The sequence below is a fragment of the Comamonas resistens genome, from assembly GCF_030064165.1.
GTDB classification, from domain to species: Bacteria; Pseudomonadota; Gammaproteobacteria; order Burkholderiales; family Burkholderiaceae_C; genus Comamonas; species Comamonas resistens.
The window spans coordinates 557,322-574,388 of sequence record NZ_CP125947.1 but is presented as its reverse complement, the minus strand read 5'-3'; the positions used below and the strand labels follow the sequence as shown (position 1 = coordinate 574,388).

General features: G+C 59.4%; 12 protein-coding genes and 2 rRNA genes. 1 reads left to right on the top strand and 13 read right to left on the bottom strand.

Going from position 1 to position 17,067, the window contains the following annotated elements:
• Window position 1 precedes the first annotated feature (1 nt).
• From QMY55_RS02635 to QMY55_RS02585, 11 genes are all read right to left on the bottom strand, one after another.
• Entirely contained in the window at window positions 2-679 is a 678-nt protein-coding gene (locus QMY55_RS02635) for a GNAT family N-acetyltransferase (RefSeq protein ID WP_283487152.1), read from the bottom strand.
• Entirely contained in the window at window positions 676-1,683 is a 1,008-nt protein-coding gene (locus QMY55_RS02630) for an ABC transporter substrate-binding protein (RefSeq protein ID WP_283487151.1), read from the bottom strand. Before QMY55_RS02630 ends, QMY55_RS02635 begins: the two co-directional genes overlap by 4 nt.
• Window positions 1,684-1,824: 141 nt before the next feature.
• Entirely contained in the window at window positions 1,825-4,197 is a 2,373-nt protein-coding gene (locus QMY55_RS02625; protein WP_283487150.1) for an MFS transporter, read from the bottom strand.
• 70 nt (window positions 4,198-4,267) lie between these two features.
• Window positions 4,268-4,891 (bottom strand): pyridoxamine 5'-phosphate oxidase family protein, encoded by a 624-nt coding sequence (locus tag QMY55_RS02620; protein ID WP_283487149.1) that lies wholly within the window; start codon window positions 4,889-4,891, stop codon window positions 4,268-4,270.
• Window positions 4,888-5,985: a hypothetical protein gene (locus QMY55_RS02615; RefSeq protein WP_283487148.1), complete on the bottom strand. Its 1,098-nt coding sequence runs from the start codon at window positions 5,983-5,985 to the stop codon at window positions 4,888-4,890. Before QMY55_RS02615 ends, QMY55_RS02620 begins: the two co-directional genes overlap by 4 nt.
• 126 nt (window positions 5,986-6,111) lie before the next feature.
• Window positions 6,112-7,296: an acetyl-CoA C-acyltransferase gene (locus QMY55_RS02610; RefSeq protein ID WP_283487147.1), complete on the bottom strand. Its 1,185-nt coding sequence runs from the start codon at window positions 7,294-7,296 to the stop codon at window positions 6,112-6,114.
• A gap of 62 nt (window positions 7,297-7,358) precedes the next feature.
• On the bottom strand, window positions 7,359-9,179 hold the full coding sequence (gene aceK / locus QMY55_RS02605; RefSeq protein ID WP_283487146.1) for a bifunctional isocitrate dehydrogenase kinase/phosphatase: 1,821 nt from the start codon (window positions 9,177-9,179) through the stop codon (window positions 7,359-7,361).
• A 101-nt stretch (window positions 9,180-9,280) separates the two neighbouring features.
• Window positions 9,281-9,943 (bottom strand): carbonate dehydratase, encoded by a 663-nt coding sequence (gene can, locus QMY55_RS02600; RefSeq protein WP_283487145.1) that lies wholly within the window; start codon window positions 9,941-9,943, stop codon window positions 9,281-9,283.
• A 50-nt stretch (window positions 9,944-9,993) separates the two neighbouring features.
• The gene (locus tag QMY55_RS02595; RefSeq protein WP_283487144.1) at window positions 9,994-11,181 is read right to left on the bottom strand and encodes an isovaleryl-CoA dehydrogenase; all 1,188 of its coding nucleotides are present in this window, start codon (window positions 11,179-11,181) and stop codon (window positions 9,994-9,996) included.
• A gap of 45 nt (window positions 11,182-11,226) precedes the next feature.
• Window positions 11,227-11,679 (bottom strand): PaaI family thioesterase, encoded by a 453-nt coding sequence (locus QMY55_RS02590; RefSeq protein WP_283487143.1) that lies wholly within the window; start codon window positions 11,677-11,679, stop codon window positions 11,227-11,229.
• Between the two features lie 113 nt (window positions 11,680-11,792).
• The gene (locus QMY55_RS02585; protein ID WP_283487142.1) at window positions 11,793-12,194 is read right to left on the bottom strand and encodes a MerR family transcriptional regulator; all 402 of its coding nucleotides are present in this window, start codon (window positions 12,192-12,194) and stop codon (window positions 11,793-11,795) included.
• A 119-nt stretch (window positions 12,195-12,313) separates the two neighbouring features.
• Here QMY55_RS02585 and QMY55_RS02580 point away from each other — a divergent pair, with 119 nt between their 5' ends.
• Entirely contained in the window at window positions 12,314-13,393 is a 1,080-nt protein-coding gene (locus tag QMY55_RS02580) for an MBL fold metallo-hydrolase (protein WP_283487141.1), read from the top strand.
• Window positions 13,394-13,541: 148 nt separating this feature from the next.
• On the opposite strand, the gene rrf is transcribed toward QMY55_RS02580, so the two are convergent.
• Both rrf and QMY55_RS02570 read right to left on the bottom strand, forming a co-directional pair.
• Window positions 13,542-13,654: ribosomal RNA gene (rrf, locus tag QMY55_RS02575) — 5S ribosomal RNA — on the bottom strand.
• A 175-nt stretch (window positions 13,655-13,829) separates the two neighbouring features.
• A 23S ribosomal RNA gene (locus tag QMY55_RS02570) occupies window positions 13,830-16,707 on the bottom strand.
• Window positions 16,708-17,067: the final 360 nt, after the last annotated feature.

Here is a 17,067-nt window from a genome sequence, read left to right as displayed (position 1 = left end):
GCTACCTGCCCTTCACAGTCGTCACCAGACGCAGGCTGCCGGCGGCCATGCCGACAGCCGTGCCGCGCCACCCCTGCATCAGCAGGGCCTGCTGCTGCGGCAGCTCGCCGTTGTCCAGTTCCACGCACACCTCCGCTTCGGGCCGCAGCGAGACAGCCTGCTCCTGCGGGAGCAGGGCAAGCAGATAGCGCGCATGGCCGCCGTAGAGGTATTGCAGCGCACGCACCGCAAAGCCGCAGGCCAGCAGGTTATGCCAGCTGGGCAGATTACAGGGTGCGGCGGTGGCAAACAGCGCGGCGTCACGGGGAGCACAGTCCATGCGGCGCCGGATCAGCGCACGCTGCAACCCCTGGCCGCGCCAACCTGGGTCCACGGCCGCACCCGCGAGCTTGCAGACCGGCTGGGCCGCCGTCAGTCCCAACAGGCTGCGCGGATCGTCGTGCTCGAGTAAATCATGCTGCAGCACGCCATAGGCAACGAGGGCATCTTCATGCCAGGCGCCGATCACGCGCCCCCGGCCCTGCAACAGGCTCAGCATGAATTCCCGCGTCTCGGGCTTGACCGCCTGAGCGGCCATGCCGGCAATGCTGAGCAAATGCAGTCCATACATGGACTGCAGGTCTGCCTCCTGCAGCAGGCGCCACTGCAGGCGGCTTGCGTCGGGAGCCGGGTTCGTCATGACGAGAAGGCCGCTGCATCGCCCACGGCAATGACTTCAGCGTAGTTGAGCATGTCGATGGGCGGATACATGCGCAAGCTATGGGCGACGCGCATATTGACCAGCAGGGAAAAGCGCTTGAGCGTTTCCACGGGCAGTGCGCCTGCCGGCTTGCCGCCGACCAGGATGTCCACGGCCTTGGCGCCAGCCAGTTGTCCCACCGAGTAATAGCGGCTGACCAGCCCCAGCAACGCACCGCCCGAGCGCACGGCCAGCTCCGCCGCACCGAAGGACGGCAGTTGCAGCTGCAATGCTGCGGGGGTGATTCGACCGTACAGCGTTCCCAGGAAGGTGTCGGGCAGCAGGTACAGCCATTGCGCGCCTGCGGCGTGGATTTGCGCCACCAGGTCTTCCACGCCGTCGCCCACGGGCTGGCCTTGCTCATTCGTGTGAAAGGTACGCTCCACCAACTCAGCGCCCTGGCGCTGGCAAAAAACCCTGGCCTGGGCCACGATGGCCCGTGAATTGGGCTCGGCTCCGTTGTAGAGCACGCCCAGCTTGGTGAAAGGCCGGTAGTTCTGCATGACGCGCAGCTGTACCTCGGGCGGCACCACATGCACGGCTCCTGTCACCTTGCGCCCCGGTACGTCAAGCCGCGGCACGATGCGCGACTGCACAGGCGCGGCCACCAGCGCAAAGACCACGGGAATATCGTGCACATAGCGTCGCTGCGTGTCGGGTTCGTCATAGGGTCCCACCACGGCCAGCGTGACGGGCGTGCCCCAGACATAGATCAGGTCCGGTGCCAGCGCCTTTGCTTCCTGCAGGATGGCAGGAATGCGGGAGACATCCTGCTGCACATCGCGCACCGTGTAACGTACCTGCAGCCCGGCATCGGCCAGATAGGCCCGGAAGCCCTTGTCCACATCGGTTTCACCACGAAAAGTGATCATCAGAATATGGAAAGCCCGGCCGCCCACCGGCTGCAACACCGGAGCAGCCATGGCAGACAGCGGTCCAAGCATGGGCAAGCTGGTGCCCTGCAGGCAATGGCGGAGAAAGCGGCGGCGTGACATGCGCACTAGTCTCTCACAAAGCCTTACAAGAATTTTTTCAAAAAATTCTGTTCAATCGATGTGCCCGCCACCGCCTCTCAGGCCAAATATTCAGCCTCTGGTACGCAGCGCCTTCTGCCGGCTCAGGCTACAGCCATAGGCCAGACTACCGCCAAGCACCAGTGCGCCGATGACCGCCAGCGCCGGGCTGAAGCCAACGGCAGGCAGCAGCCAGGCACCCAAGGCAGGCCCCAAGGCGCTGCCGCCACGCTCTGTCAGCCTGAACAGACCTAGCAGGCCAGCCCCCTGGCGAGCCGGCAGGCTGCGAGCCAGATCAGCGACCAGGGCCGACTGGGGCGTGATGGACAGCGCCTGCCCCAGACCCAATCCAAGCAGAATCAGCGCCAGCTGCATGGGGTCTGCATCCATGGGCCAGGCCAGCATGGCGCTGGCTCCGGCCAGCAGTCCCCCGACCACGACAAAGCTGCCGCGCCGCCGCCAACGATCCGCCAGGCGCGCGGCCAGTGGAACCAGCAGAACCATGGTCAGCGGATAAATGGTCTGCAGCCGTCCGGTAACGGCACTGCCATAGCCCATGTCCTGCAAATGCATGGGTAGCAGGTAAAAACACAGCGCTGCCAGCAACAGCTTGGCCGGCAGTGCACAGCCCAGCAGCAGGGCCCCAAGGCCGGGCTGGCGCAGCATGGCCGACCAGGAAAGGCCTTGCACCGCAGCCACGGGCTGCTGCACGGCCCGGGAGGGGGCTGGCATCTGCCTCCAGGCCACGGCGGCGGCCAGCAAGGCCACGCAAGCCGCCAAGGCAAAGGCTGCAGGAGCTCCCCAGCGATCAGCGGCCAGCCCACCCAGTGGCGGCCCGCACAGGCCAGCCACCAGAATGGCACGCACGAACTGCGCCAGGCTGCGCGCGCGGTCATGGCTGGCCGAGCCGTCGATGGCGGCGCCCTGCGCCGATACGAACACCATGGCAAAGCCGACCGCACCCAGCAGGCGCGCCGCAACCAGCGCGGCGTATCCGGGCAGGGCCGCAGCCAGAGCCAGACCCGCAGCACCCAGCAGTGCGCCAAGTATCAGCCCCGAACGGCGTCCGAGGCGCTCTGACCAGGCGGCCAGAGGCCATTGCAGCAGGGCCACGACCGCCAGGAATACAACCAGCGGCAGGCTGGCCAGCAGATTCGGTGACAGCGGGCCGTCAGTGGGCGCCAGCGCGCGCGCCCAGGTCGGCAAGAAGGGCCGCGTCAATTCCTCGGCCAGCATGAACAGGAACAACGCCGGCCGCACAGCTGCAGCACCGGTAGTGCGCCAGGGCTGTGCAGCAGCACCGGGCGCAGCCTGCGCCCGGCGGTTGCGGCGCGCATCGGCCGCGGCCAGCGCGCGGGCGCCGCGCGTGCCCAGGCCTAGCGCCAGCAACTCCAGCGCCATCAGCAGACAGATCGCACCCAGAAATGCCAGGTCCAGCAGCGTGGCCTGCAGCCTGCGCGTCAGCACGCCGGGGTCCAGTGCCAATACCACCTCGCCGGCCTGCCGCTCCTGACCGGCGGCCGTCAGCACCGGAGCCCGGACCGGGAGCCGGCCTTCTGCCGGAACGGTTCCGGCCAACAGGCGTCCGTCAGGGGCCAGAAAAGCCAGCTCGGCGATTTCAGGGCTTTGCGCGTGCAATGCCGCCGCGTGTGCCTCGACACCCACCAGCGCATCGGCGGGCACGCCTGCTTCCAGAGCCCTGGCAATCAGCGCGGCACTGGAGCGAACCATGGCCTGGGCCTTGGCGATCTGGTCGGGCTGGATGCTGGCCCGACCCGCCACGCCGGCCTGCCAGCCCACCCAGGCCAGCGCAGCCCCCAGCAGCAGCGCCGAAGCGACGGTCAGCAGGGCGCGCTCCCCTCCTGGCAGCCCCAGCGGCCGATGCCGCCGTCCGAGCCTGGCCACCAGCCCCCCGCACAGCAACCCCAGCGCCGCACACACCAGGGCCAGCGCAGGCCAGACGGCCCATAGCACCGCCTGATGCAGCCGCTGCTGCGCGGCGCTCAGTGCGCTGTCGTCATAGTGCAACCTGGCCCAGGCCACTGTCTGACCCAGATCATTGCGGATAGGCGTGCTGGCTTGTGCCCCCCCCTGCATCGCAGCTGGCTGACCAACGGTCACGGCAAGCAGCGGTTCGCCCTGTGCGGAATCAATCACAAAAGAGCTCAGCGCCGGCTCCAGCGCCGCCTCACGCGCCAGCAGCCCGGCCAGGGGCGTGTCTGGAGCCAAGGGAACGCCCAACGCCAGGGCATTCTCCGCAGCCGTGGCCGCACGCTGGGAAGCCAGCATAAAACGGTCCGTGAATGCCTCCTGCTGCGCGCTGCGCAAGGTGTTCTCTGTCAGGTAACCGCCGGCAAGCAGCGTCGCTGCGCAAATGACGGCCAGCATGGCGGCAAAGCGCCACAGCAGCCGCGTCATCGAAGCTGCCGCCCAGGGCCTAGGCATTCACCGCCCCAGGTGGCCTAGCCTGCATGCAGGCCATCGGCCAGATCCACGCCCACTGCCGCTGCGCACTTCATCGGTTCTGCTCCTGGGCAATCAGTGACGCATAGCGCGCCACCATGGCTTCCTGCGATTCAGGCTCGCTGGTCATGCCTAGCTGTGACTGGATCATCTGGTTGAGCGATGGCATCACCTTGCGCGGCACCTGCGCCTCGGCACTCCAGAGCCTGGAGCGCATCAAGGCCTTGGCGCAGTGCAGATAGGCCTCTTGCACCTGTACTTCGATCACCAGCCTGGGACGGAAATGGTCGCTGGCGAACAGCGCTGTGTAATGCGCCTCATCGCGCAGTCGCGCCGTGCCGTTGACGCGCAGGGTTTCATCAAACCCCGGTACAAAGAACAGCAGACCCAGGCGCGGGTCGTCGATCAGATTGCTGAAACTGTCGAGGCGGTTGTTGCCGCCCGCGTCTGGGATCAACAGTGTCTGGGCATCTGGCGCCTTGACGAAACCGGGCTTGCCACCGCGCGGCGAAGCGTCGAGCATGGCTCCGTTGGCACCACCTGTGGCCAGAACCACAAACGGCGACAGGGCGATGAAGCGCAGGCAGTAGCGGTCGAGCTCCAGTTGCTGCTTGAGCAAGGCCCGCTCGGCAGGCTCAGCATAGAGCTGACGCAACTGTTCGTGAGACTGAATCATTCTTCCTCGCCTCGACGATGAATCGCGCCATACAACGACAGATACTCGTTCCAGGCGGGGTCAAAGCTCATGTTCAGCTCGGCCTTGATACCGCCGGCATGCTTGGCCGCAAGCTGCTCGGCCTGCTGCTGCGCATGCAGGGGGTCATCGACGTAATAGGCGGCCACGCGCGAGCTCATGCTCTCCACTCTTGTGAAGACCAGAATACCGCGTTGATGGCGGGCCAATTCGGTGTCCAGCGCATCCTGCACATCGCGCACCTGGTCCAGCTGGGCCTGGCTGTCGAAGCTGAAGCGCCATTCCATGAAGTACGACAGGTCGGCTCGCGTCGCCACGGCATTGGCCGAATCATGAAAGGTCAGGATATCGGGAGGATCACCGTCCTCGGCATCGCGGGCACGCACTTCCAGCGACAGCCAACGGCTGTCCTGCTCCTGCGGATATTCGTAGCTGCGCCCCAGCTCCTGACGCACAAAGCCGTCAAAGACGGGCGGAAATTCCGAGAGTTTTACCGGCCTGCTCAGACCTTGCGAGATCTCTTCGACGAACTCCACCGGCCCCACGCGCACCGAAAAATCCCACTCGCCCAAGATATGGTCGAGCATGATGAAGGACATATGCTGGGCATGGCCCATCATGTCCGAGGGAATCGGCTTGGCAAATGCCAGCTCCAGCCCCGTGATTCCGCCCGCATCGTAATAGCCCACCAGCACATCGGAGCTGGTCAGCTCAAAGTCCTCCATGCGCATGCCGAAGTCGGAACCCAGGGTGCGACTGCGATAGGCCTGTACGGCAAAGTTCTGTAGCTTGGGCGCATTGCGCACCAGCACCTGCGCGTTCTCGAACTCGGCCGTGTTGCCATGCGCCGAAATCACGAGCTTGGAGCCGGCCTCCTTGGCAGCACCTTCCAGTTCGATGGCCAGGCCTGGAGCGTAGTTGTTCAGCACCTCATTGGCCGTACTCACAAAACCATGTCCATCCAGTGCTTGCAGCGCGGGCAACTGGCGGGAAAACTCTCTCCAGAATGCCTGAGCCTGCTGATCGCTCAGCGGTACCACGGTCCGGTCATCGTCTCGGTCAATGTCTGCGCTCATGAAGGACTTTCACTAGATGGCTGCCAGCGCTCTCCCGGCAGTCGTTGAACATGGCCTCAATGTATCGCAAGCCGGTGACGACTTGGAGCAATCGGCACCGGCTCGCTGAAACGCGGCAGAAGTCGATCAGACCAGCTCGACCGCCATGGCTGTGGCCTCACCGCCGCCGATGCACAACGTGGCCAGACCTTTCTTCTTGCCGCGTGCCTTCAGCGCATGCAGCAGCGTCACCAGAATACGCGCACCGCTGGCGCCAATAGGGTGCCCCAGGGCACAGGCACCGCCATTCACGTTGACCTTGTCATGCGGCACCTTGAGGTCGGCCATCAGCGCCATGGGCACGACGGCAAAGGCTTCGTTGATCTCCCACAGATCCACGTCCTCGACCTTCCAGCCGGCCTTCTTGAGAGCCTTTTCGGTCGCACCCACAGGAGCCGTGGTGAACCACTCGGGAGCTTGCGCAAAGGTGGCGTGCGAGACAATGCGCGCCAGCGGCTTGCAGCCCAGTTGCTTGGCCGTGGATTCACGCATCAGCACCATGGCGGCAGCGCCATCGTTGATGCTGGAGCTGGAAGCTGCGGTGATCGTGCCGTCCTTCTTGAACGCTGGCTTGAGGCTGCCGATCTTGTCCAGCTTGGCCTTGGCCGGCCCCTCGTCCAGGCTGACGGTCACATCGCCCTTGCGGGTCTTGACGGTGACAGGCGTGATTTCGGCGTCAAACGCACCGCTTTGCGCAGCAGCTTGCGCGCGCTGCACGCTGGCAATGGCAAACGCGTCCTGCGCTTCACGCGTGAAATGGTATTTGGCGGCACAGTCTTCGCCGAAGGTGCCCATGGAGCGGCCTGCTTCATAGGCATCTTCGAGGCCGTCGAGCATCATGTGATCGAAGATCTTGTCGTGCCCCATGCGATAGCCGCCACGTCCCTTCTTGAGCAGATAGGGCGCATTGGTCATGCTCTCCATGCCGCCGGCGACCATCACCTCACGACTGCCTGCGATGAGCTGGTCGTGGGCCAGAATCGTGGCCTCCATACCGGCACCGCACATCTTGGACAGGGTCACGGCACCTGTGGATTGCGGCAAACCGCCCTTGAAGCCGGCCTGGCGGGCGGGCGCCTGGCCTTGGCCGGCCATCAGGCAGTTGCCGAACAGCACTTCCTCCACCAGTTCGGGCTGGATGCCTGCACGCTCCACCGCAGCCTTGATGGCTGCACCGCCCAGGTCATGGGCAGCCAGATCGGAAAAATCGCCTTGGAATGCGCCCATGGGAGTGCGAGCTGCGCTGACGATGACGACGGGGTCCTGATGCATGGTTTGTCTCCTTTGAGGGGGGGGGGGATTGCCTCTTGAACGAGGCTATGGGTTGAGAAAATTCAAGTCTGCGTGGCCAGGCCTGTCTCGCCCGCGTGCAGGAAGTGGCTGCGCTCATAGGGGAACACATCCAGCATCTGCCCATCGCGGATACGGTTTTGATGAGAGCGCCAGAAATCAGCTTCCAGCAAGTCGGCATGGTGGCGCATGAAGATGTCGCGCACGGCAGGATGGCCCAGCAGAAAAGGCCCGAACGTTTCGGGAAATACATCTCGTGGGCCGACCGGGTACCAGATATCGCCCGACATTTCCTCCTCCTCGTTGCGCGGCAACGGCACATCGCGAAAGTTGCAATCCGTCAGATATTCGATCTCGTCATAGTCGTAGAACACGACCTTGCCGCCGCGGGTCACGCCAAAGTTTTTCCACAGCATGTCACCGGGAAAGATATTGGTGGCGACCAGATCCTTGATGGCATTGCCGTATTCCACGATGGCTTTTTCCATGGCCGCGCGGCGCTCGGGCTTGGTATCGGCCTCGGCCAGACACTCCATCAGAAACAGGTTCAGCGGTACCAGGCGCCGCTCGATGTAAAGGTGGCTGATGATGACCTCTTCCTGGCCGTCACCGTCACGGTCGCTGATCTCTATCTGTTCAGGGGCATGCGCCTGCAGCTCGGCCAGCAACTCGCTGCTGAAGCGGCTGCGCGGAAAGGCCACCAGGCTGTACTCCAGGGTATCGGCCATGCGCCCGCCCCGGTCATGGCGCTTGACCAGTTGGTACTTGTCCTTGACCTGGGAGCGTGTGATCTCCTTGCTGCTGGCGATGCGGTCCTTGATGAGCTTGAAGACATAGGGAAAGCTGGGCAGGTCGAACACCAGCATGACCAAGCCCTTGATACCCGGCGCAATGCGCAGCTGATCGCTGGAATGGCGCAAATGATGCAGAAAATCGCGATAGAACAGCGTCTTGCCCTGCTTGGCCAGACCCAGTGCGTTGTAGATCTCGGTAGGCGGCTTGCGCGGCATCAGGCGATGCAAAAAGCTCACATAGGCGCTGGGCACGTCCATGTGCACCATGAAGTAAGCCCGCGCAAAGCTGAACAGCGCATGCAGATCGTCTTCACCAAACAATGCCGCATGCAGTATCAGCTGGCCTCGGCTGCCATGCAGGATGGGAATTGCCAGCGGCAGCTCGGTATAGCCGGTGATGATCTTGCCCACCAGATAAGCGCCCTTGTTGCGATAGAAGAGGCTGGAGAGCACCTGAATCTGGAAGTTGGGTCTGAGCGTCAGGCTCGCCAGCTTGTGGCGCATGCGATCGGCCAGCAAATGCACATCCCGCGCCAGATCCTCAAAGGGGCAAGCCAGTTGCAATTGCTCGAACAGCGTCTGCAGCGTGTCCTCCAGATGCTCGCGACTGCCGGGATAGTAGGCCCTGTAAGTGGGGATGGCCCCGGGCTCCGTATTTTCCAGATACTCCGTGCTGACGGCCGCGCGCACAAAGATGAAGTCGTTGTGAAAGTGCGTGCGGTGCAGGATCTTGGTGGTGACCGAGTTGAAAAAAGTTTCGGCCAGCTCGGGCTGCAGATGATCCACCATCAACCCGATATAGTGCAGCTTGACCTGCTGCCAGACGGCCATGCTCTGCTGGCTGGCTTCAAACTCCTCTTCCAGCCGTTGAATGCAGGCACGCACCTGCAGGTCATAAAACGCTATACGCTCGCGCTGCGCGCGCTGCTGACCCTGCCAGTCCATGGATTCAAAGCGGTGCTTGGCTCTGGCAGCCTCCGCACTGAACATACGGTAGTGCAGGTTGAAACCATGCATCAAGGCCTGTGCAATGGCATAGGCCTGCGGGGCGTCCAGTCGTTGCGGAAACATGGCGGGCCAGTCGCTCCAAAAACAAGCAATGCGGTCAGGCAGGCCGGACGGCTGGCGTCTCGGACCTGCACCACAGCACTGCAACTGCGCAGCGGCAGCGATCAGTCGCGCTTGCGCGCTGCGACCTTCTCGACAGCCTTGTTGTAGACATCCTCCAGACCGCCCACACCGGGCACGGTCATTTCGAGGTTGGTAATGTGGCCGTTGTTGAGGCTGTAGCACCAGCCGTGCAAAGTCACCTTCTGCCCTCGGGCCCAGGCATCCTGCATCACCGTGGACTGTGCCACGTTGACCACCTGCTCGATGGCGTTGAGCTCGCACAGCGCATCGTGGCGGAACTGGGTGGAGATGCCTTCCAGCAGCTTGATGTGCTTGTCGCGCACATCGCGCACATGGCGGGTCCAGTTGTCCACCAGGCCCAGGCGCAGATTGTTCAGGGCCGCATACACGCCGCCGCAACCATAGTGGCCAACAACCATCAGGTGCTCGATCTTCAGATGATCGACCGAGTACTGGATGGTGGAAAGGCAGTTCAGATCGCTGGGTACCACCACGTTGGCCACGTTGCGGTGAACGAACACCTCGCCAGGCTCCAGACCCGTGATCTGGTTGGCTGGCACACGGCTGTCCGAACAGCCGATCCACATGTACTTGGGTTTTTGCTGCGCCATCAGTCCGGTAAAGAAACCAGGACGATCACGCTCCATCTGGTCTGCCCATTCGCGGTTGTGGACAAACAGTTCTTCGATGGAGGTCGTTGTCATGAAGCTATCCTTCTTTTTGTGGTTGAAAGAACGGCGCAGCTCCTGCTTTTTCAGCAGGTTTCAGCAAACAGTTCGCGGCCTATCAACATGCGGCGAATTTCGCTGGTTCCGGCACCAATCTCGTAGAGTTTCGCATCTCGCCACAAACGACCGAGCGGATACTCGTTGATATACCCATTGCCGCCATAGATTTGCACGCCTTCGCCAGCCATCCAGGTGGCCTTCTCGGCACACCAGAGAATGACACTGGCGCAGTCCTTGCGAACCTGACGAACATGGTCGGTTCCCAGCAGATCGAGGTTTTTGGCGACCGTATAGGCGAAGGAGCGGCCCGCCTGCAGCACGGTGTACATATCGGCCACCTTGCCCTGGATGAGCTGGAACTCACCAATGCTCTGGCCAAACTGCTTGCGATCGTGGATATAGGGAACGACGTTGTCCATCACCGACTGCATGATGCCCAGCGGCCCGCCAGTCAGCACGGCGCGCTCGTAGTCCAGGCCACTCATCAGCACCTTGGCGCCCATGTTCACGCCGCCCAGCACGTTCTCGGCAGGCACTTCGACGTTCTGAAACACCAACTCACCCGTGTGGCTGCCACGCATGCCCAGCTTGTCCAGCTTCTGCGCGATGCTGAAACCCTTCATGCCCTTTTCGATCAGGAAGGCCGTCACGCCACGCGCGCCCATCTCAGGCTCGCTCTTGGCATAGACCACCAAGGTGTCGGCATCGGGGCCGTTGGTGATCCACATCTTGTTGCCATTGAGCAGGTAGTAGCCACCCTTGTCCTCGGCCTTGAGCTTCATGCTGATCACGTCGGAGCCAGCACCGGGCTCGCTCATGGCCAGTGCACCCACATGTTCGCCGCTGATCAGCTTGGGCAGATACTTGGCCTTCTGCGCCTCGTTGCCGTTGCGGTTGATCTGGTTCACGCACAGATTGCTGTGCGCGCCATAGGACAGGCCCACCGAGGCGCTGGCACGCGAGATCTCCTCCATGGCCACCATATGGGCCAGATAGCCCATATTGGCACCGCCGTACTGCTCGGGCACGGTGATGCCCAGCACGCCCAGATCACCGAACTTGCGCCACAGATCCATGGGGAACTGGTCGTTGCGGTCGATCTCCGCGGCACGTGGTGCAATCTCGCTCTGCGCGAATTCGCGCACCGCATCGCGCAAGGCATCGATGTCTTCGCCCAGCTGGAAATTCAGTCCTGGCAGATTGGCAAGGCTCATGGTTGTCTCCTATTGATATCGTCGAATCTGGATTGAATGGTTGGTTTAATCGCTCAGGCCTTGGCGGTCCTGCACACACATCAGCGTGCAGCCCATGGTAGCCACCAGCTTTTCTTTATCCTGGTCTATGGCATAGGCCCGGCCTTCCGTCACGGTGATCGTGCGTCCCGGCTTGATCACCCGCCCTTCCATGCGAAAGCGCTGTCCTTTTGCCGGAGCCAACAGATTGATCTTGAATTCGATGGTCAACACCGCGGCATCGGCTGGCATCTGGGTCAGCCCTGCGTAGCCGCATGCGGAGTCCAGGGCAGTGGACACCATGCCTGCATGCAGAAAGCCATGCTGCTGAGTCAGGCCGGGCGCCCAATCCAGGCAGATGTCCACGGCACCTGGCGCTATGCGGGTGAGTTCCGCCCCCAAGGTCTGCATGGCCCCCTGCAAGCCAAAACTCTGGCGTACGCGACTCTCGTAATCCATTGAGTCGTCCTGCAATTTCATGCATGGTCTCCACAAGATCTGAATTGACTGGTACTGACGCCAACAGAGCTTCACAGAAGCCAGCTCACAAGGCCGGCTCTTCTCACTCACATTGACGTTTACGTAAACGTCAATTATGCAGCATTTTTCTTGTCGAGCTTCTTCAGAAGCTGACGCGCCTCTTTCTCCTGCTCCTGCACCTCATCCAGAGTGGCCTGCAGATCAGCCATCTGGCTCTCCAACTGCTTGCGATGCACAGCCAGGACGTCGAGGAACTTCTTCAATTGAACGCCGGTATCACGTGGGCTGTCGTAGAGATCGATGATCTCCTTGGCCTCGGTCAATGACAGGCCCAGCCGCTTGGCACGCAGCGTCAGCCGCAGTCGTGCGCGGTCACGCGACGAATACACGCGATTGCGCCCCGCTGCCCCGGATCGCTCAGGCTGCAGCAGACCCATATCCTCATAGAAGCGGATAGCTCGGGTGGTGAGATCGAACTCCTTGGCCAGATCGCTGATGGTGTAGTTGTTAGACATGGTTCTACCTAGCAAGAATGCATCGCGCAGGTGACTGCACCACGCATCCCGCTCTTTAAAATATTGTTTAAATCACTGACGTTTACGTTAACGTCAATGCTAAACGATATAGGCCACCCATGAACCATCCCCATGAATCTGCTCTTCAATATCCATTGGGTGAGAATCTGCCGGCCGCCGGCCAATGTCTGGAGATAGCACCCGGCATCAAATGGATTCGAATGTCTCTGCCATTCGCACTGGATCACATCAACCTCTGGTTGCTGCGTGACCGCCAGGAAGATATGTACGGACAGATGGTGGATGGATGGTCAGTCATCGACTGCTGCGTCAATCGCACAGAAGCACGCAGCCAGTGGGAGCAGATTTTTGCGAATGAGCTCGAGGGCCTGCCTGTTCTGCGAGTCATCGTCACGCACATGCATCCCGACCACATCGGCTTGGCCGGCTGGCTGTGCGAACATTGGAAGGCTCCACTCTGGATCAGTGCCACCGACTACAACACGGCCCGTGTCGCAATGAAGGATCGTGATGGTTTTGGCGGCGAATCGGGCTTTGAGTTCTATCGCCTGCATGGCCAGACGGATGCAGACTTTCTCACGCATGTCCGGGGACGCGGCAGTTACTACTCCTCGCTGGTCAGTCCCATTCCCGAAACCTATTGCCGCATCATGGACGGCTCAAGCATCACCATCGGTAGCCATGACTGGCAATGCATCGTCGGCTATGGCCATGCACCCGAGCATATGGCACTGTATTGCCAGGCGCTGAACATCCTCATCAGCGGCGACATGGTGCTCCCGCGCATTTCAGCCAACGTCAGCGTGCATGCCTCCGAGCCTGAAGCCAACCCCTTGCAGCTCTTCCTCAGTTCTTTACGACGCTACCTTGAACTGCCTCAGGACTGCTATGTGTTGCCATCGCACGGAAAGCCTTTCACCGGCCTGCATCCACGTGTTCATCAATTGCTGAATCATCATCAGGAGCGCCTTGATGACATCATGAAAGCAGCGCAAACCCGCTCCCTCAGCGCGGCGGATATCTTGTCTATCCTTTTCAAGCGCACACTCGACCCCCACCAGATGACCTTTGCCATGGGCGAAGCCCTGGCCCATCTTCACCATCTCTGGTTTGCTCGGCAGCTCCAACGCAGACGCGATGAGCATGGCGTAATACGCTTCCAGCTGCCGCGTAAATAAAAAGAGAGCGCCTGGCGCTCTCTTTTTATGGATTTCCGGTATTTTTACAGCCGCAATGCTTTGACAGCCTGCGCAAATTGCTCCTCATTTCGAAGCGAGCAATAAAAAACCCCGTAGTCATCTGACTACGGGGTTTTTCTCTGTAAGAGCCTGACGATGACCTACTTTCACACGGGAACCCGCACTATCATCGGCGCAAATTCGTTTCACTGTCCTGTTCGGGATGGGAAGGAGTGGTACCAAATCGCTATGGTCATCAGGCATAAACTTTTTGTCGGATCGATCGCTTGGGCATTAACTTCTTAATCCCTTACTCTCTCTCCAACGAATTCATAGAGTCTTCTATCAGCTTTTCGATTGCGCCATCACTTGGCATAACTTGAACGATCTTTCGATCCATTCCGTCTTCATTTTCTGAGCTTCAACCCAAAGTTATAGGGTCAAGCCGCACGGGCAATTAGTACTGGTTAGCTTAACGCATTACTGCGCTTCCACACCCAGCCTATCAACGTCGTGGTCTACAACGACCCTTCAGGGGGCTCAAGGCCCCGGCAGATCTCATCTTGAAACGAGTTTCCCGCTTAGATGCTTTCAGCGGTTATCTCTTCCACACTTAGCTACCCTGCGATGCCACTGGCGTGACAACAGGTACACCAGAGGTGTGTCCACTCCGGTCCTCTCGTACTAGGAGCAGGCTTCCTCAAATCTGCAGCGCCCACGGAAGATAGGGACCAAACTGTCTCACGACGTTTTAAACCCAGCTCACGTACCTCTTTAAATGGCGAACAGCCATACCCTTGGGACCGACTACAGCCCCAGGATGAGATGAGCCGACATCGAGGTGCCAAACACCGCCGTCGATATGAACTCTTGGGCGGTATCAGCCTGTTATCCCCAGAGTACCTTTTATCCGTTGAGCGATGGCCCTTCCATACAGAACCACCGGATCACTATGTCCTGCTTTCGCATCTGCTCGACTTGTCAGTCTCGCAGTTAAGCACGCTTATGCCATTGCACTATCGTCACGATGTCCGACCGTAACTAGCGTACCTTCGAACTCCTCCGTTACGCTTTGGGAGGAGACCGCCCCAGTCAAACTGCCTACCATGCACTGTCCCCGATCCAGATAATGGACCTAGGTTAGAACCTCAAACGCACCAGGGTGGTATTTCAACGTTGGCTCCATGCGATCTAGCGACCGCACTTCAAAGCCTCCCACCTATCCTACACAGATCCGTTCAAAGTCCAATACAAAGCTACAGTAAAGGTTCATGGGGTCTTTCCGTCTTTCCGCGGGGAGATTGCATCATCACAAACATTTCAACTTCGCTGAGTCTCAGGAGGAGACAGTGTGGCCATCGTTACGCCATTCGTGCAGGTCGGAACTTACCCGACAAGGAATTTCGCTACCTTAGGACCGTTATAGTTACGGCCGCCGTTTACTGGGACTTCAATCAAGAGCTTGCACCCCATCATTTAATCTTCCAGCACCGGGCAGGCGTCACACCCTATACGTCCACTTTCGTGTTTGCAGAGTGCTGTGTTTTTATTAAACAGTCGCAGCCACCAATTTTTTGCAACCCCTTTTAGCTCCGTTTGTTCAACTTCACTGACTTGGGGTACACCTTCTCCCGAAGTTACGGTGTCAATTTGCCGAGTTCCTTCTCCTGAGTTCTCTCAAGCGCCTTAGAATACTCATCTCGCGCACCAGTGTCGGTTTGCGGTACGGTCGTCAATAGCTGAAGCTTAGTGGCTTTTCCTGGAAGCAGGGTATCACTCACTTCGTCTGCAAGCAGACTCGTTATCACCCCTCATCTCAGCCTGGCGGATTTGCCTACCAGGCACGACTACAGGCTTGAACCAACATATCCAACAGTTGGCTGAGCTAACCTTCTCCGTCCCCACATCGCACTATTGATCGGTACAGGAATATTGACCTGTTTCCCATCAGCTACGCATCTCTGCCTCGCCTTAGGGGCCGACTCACCCTACGCCGATGAACGTTGCGTAGGAAACCTTGCGCTTACGGCGAGGGGGCTTTTCACCCCCTTTAACGCTACTCATGTCAGCATTCGCACTTCTGATACCTCCAGCATCCGTTACCAGACACCTTCACAGGCTTACAGAACGCTCTCCTACCACGCACAGTAAACTGTGCATCCGCAGCTTCGGTAACTGGCTTAGCCCCGTTACATCTTCCGCGCAGGACGACTCGATCAGTGAGCTATTACGCTTTCTTTAAATGATGGCTGCTTCTAAGCCAACATCCTGACTGTTTTAGCCTTCCCACTTCGTTTCCCACTTAGCCAATTTTAGGGACCTTAGCTGGCGGTCTGGGTTGTTTCCCTCTTGAGTCCGGACGTTAGCACCCGGTGCTCTGTCTCCCAAGCTGTACTCGTCGGTATTCGGAGTTTGCATAGGTTTGGTAAGTCGCCATGACCCCCTAGCCTAAACAGTGCTCTACCCCCGACGGTAATACTTGAGGCACTACCTAAATAGTTTTCGGAGAGAACCAGCTATTTCCAAGTTTGTTTAGCCTTTCACCCCTATCCACAGCTCATCCCCTAATTTTGCAACATTAGTGGGTTCGGACCTCCAGTACCTGTTACGGCACCTTCATCCTGGCCATGGATAGATCACTTGGTTTCGGGTCTACACCCAGCGACTAGTCGCCCTATTCGGACTCGATTTCTCTTCGCCTCCCCTATTCGGTTAAGCTTGCCACTGAATGTAAGTCGCTGACCCATTATACAAAAGGTACGCCGTCACCCCGAAGGGCTCCGACTTTTTGTAAGCATACGGTTTCAGGATCTATTTCACTCCCCTCCCGGGGTTCTTTTCGCCTTTCCCTCACGGTACTGGTTCACTATCGGTCGATGATGAGTATTTAGCCTTGGAGGATGGTCCCCCCATATTCAGACAGGGTTTCTCGTGCCCCGCCCTACTTGTCTGCAGCCTAGTACCACCGATCGGTTTTCACATACGGGACTATCACCCACTATGGTCGGCCTTTCCATGCCGTTTTGTTAACCGATCGACTATCACTGCAAGGCTCTTCCGAATTCGCTCGCCACTACTATCGGAATCTCGGTTGATGTCTTTTCCTCTGGGTACTTAGATGTTTCAGTTCTCCAGGTTCGCTTCGCATACCTATGTATTCAGTATGCGATACCTCTTGCGAGGTGGGTTCCCCCATTCAGAAATCTCCGGATCAAAGCTTATTTGCCAGCTCCCCGAAGCTTATCGCAGGCTATCACGTCTTTCGTCGCCTATCATCGCCAAGGCATCCACCATATGCTCTTAGTCACTTGACCCTATAACTTTGATGCCTCTTGCGAAGCACAAAGCTCTAGATTTCAAAGACTGGTGAGGTCTTGCACCTCACGCGTTATGCCGTAATGTGAATATCTTTGGCTGCATCTTTCAATGCAGCTTAGAGAATATTCGTCATTACTAGATAATTTCGCATTCGCAAAATATCTGTTTTGACGCAATCAAAATGTTGCTGGCGGCACGGTGCGAATATCTTTCGATTTCGCTTTCCACCAGCAACGCTGATTTCGACTCTATGAATTTTTAAAGAACAGCCTATTGAGATGTATCTCAATACAAAAGCAGTCTGACGCAGACTGCTTTTGTATTGGGAAGCCTTCGATTGTAGCACTTTTAGTGCG

Coding starts and splice junctions, on each gene's coding strand:
- QMY55_RS02635 (WP_283487152.1), bottom strand. CDS start 679: ATGACGAACCCGGCTCCCGACGCAAGCCGCCTGCAGTGGCGCCTGCTG.
- QMY55_RS02630 (WP_283487151.1), bottom strand. CDS start 1,683: ATGCTTGGACCGCTGTCTGCCATGGCTGCTCCGGTGTTGCAGCCGGTG.
- QMY55_RS02625 (WP_283487150.1), bottom strand. CDS start 4,197: ATGCCTAGGCCCTGGGCGGCAGCTTCGATGACGCGGCTGCTGTGGCGC.
- QMY55_RS02620 (WP_283487149.1), bottom strand. CDS start 4,891: ATGATTCAGTCTCACGAACAGTTGCGTCAGCTCTATGCTGAGCCTGCC.
- QMY55_RS02615 (WP_283487148.1), bottom strand. CDS start 5,985: ATGAGCGCAGACATTGACCGAGACGATGACCGGACCGTGGTACCGCTG.
- QMY55_RS02610 (WP_283487147.1), bottom strand. CDS start 7,296: ATGCATCAGGACCCCGTCGTCATCGTCAGCGCAGCTCGCACTCCCATG.
- aceK (WP_283487146.1), bottom strand. CDS start 9,179: ATGTTTCCGCAACGACTGGACGCCCCGCAGGCCTATGCCATTGCACAG.
- can (WP_283487145.1), bottom strand. CDS start 9,943: ATGACAACGACCTCCATCGAAGAACTGTTTGTCCACAACCGCGAATGG.
- QMY55_RS02595 (WP_283487144.1), bottom strand. CDS start 11,181: ATGAGCCTTGCCAATCTGCCAGGACTGAATTTCCAGCTGGGCGAAGAC.
- QMY55_RS02590 (WP_283487143.1), bottom strand. CDS start 11,679: ATGAAATTGCAGGACGACTCAATGGATTACGAGAGTCGCGTACGCCAG.
- QMY55_RS02585 (WP_283487142.1), bottom strand. CDS start 12,194: ATGTCTAACAACTACACCATCAGCGATCTGGCCAAGGAGTTCGATCTC.
- QMY55_RS02580 (WP_283487141.1), top strand. CDS start 12,314: ATGAACCATCCCCATGAATCTGCTCTTCAATATCCATTGGGTGAGAAT.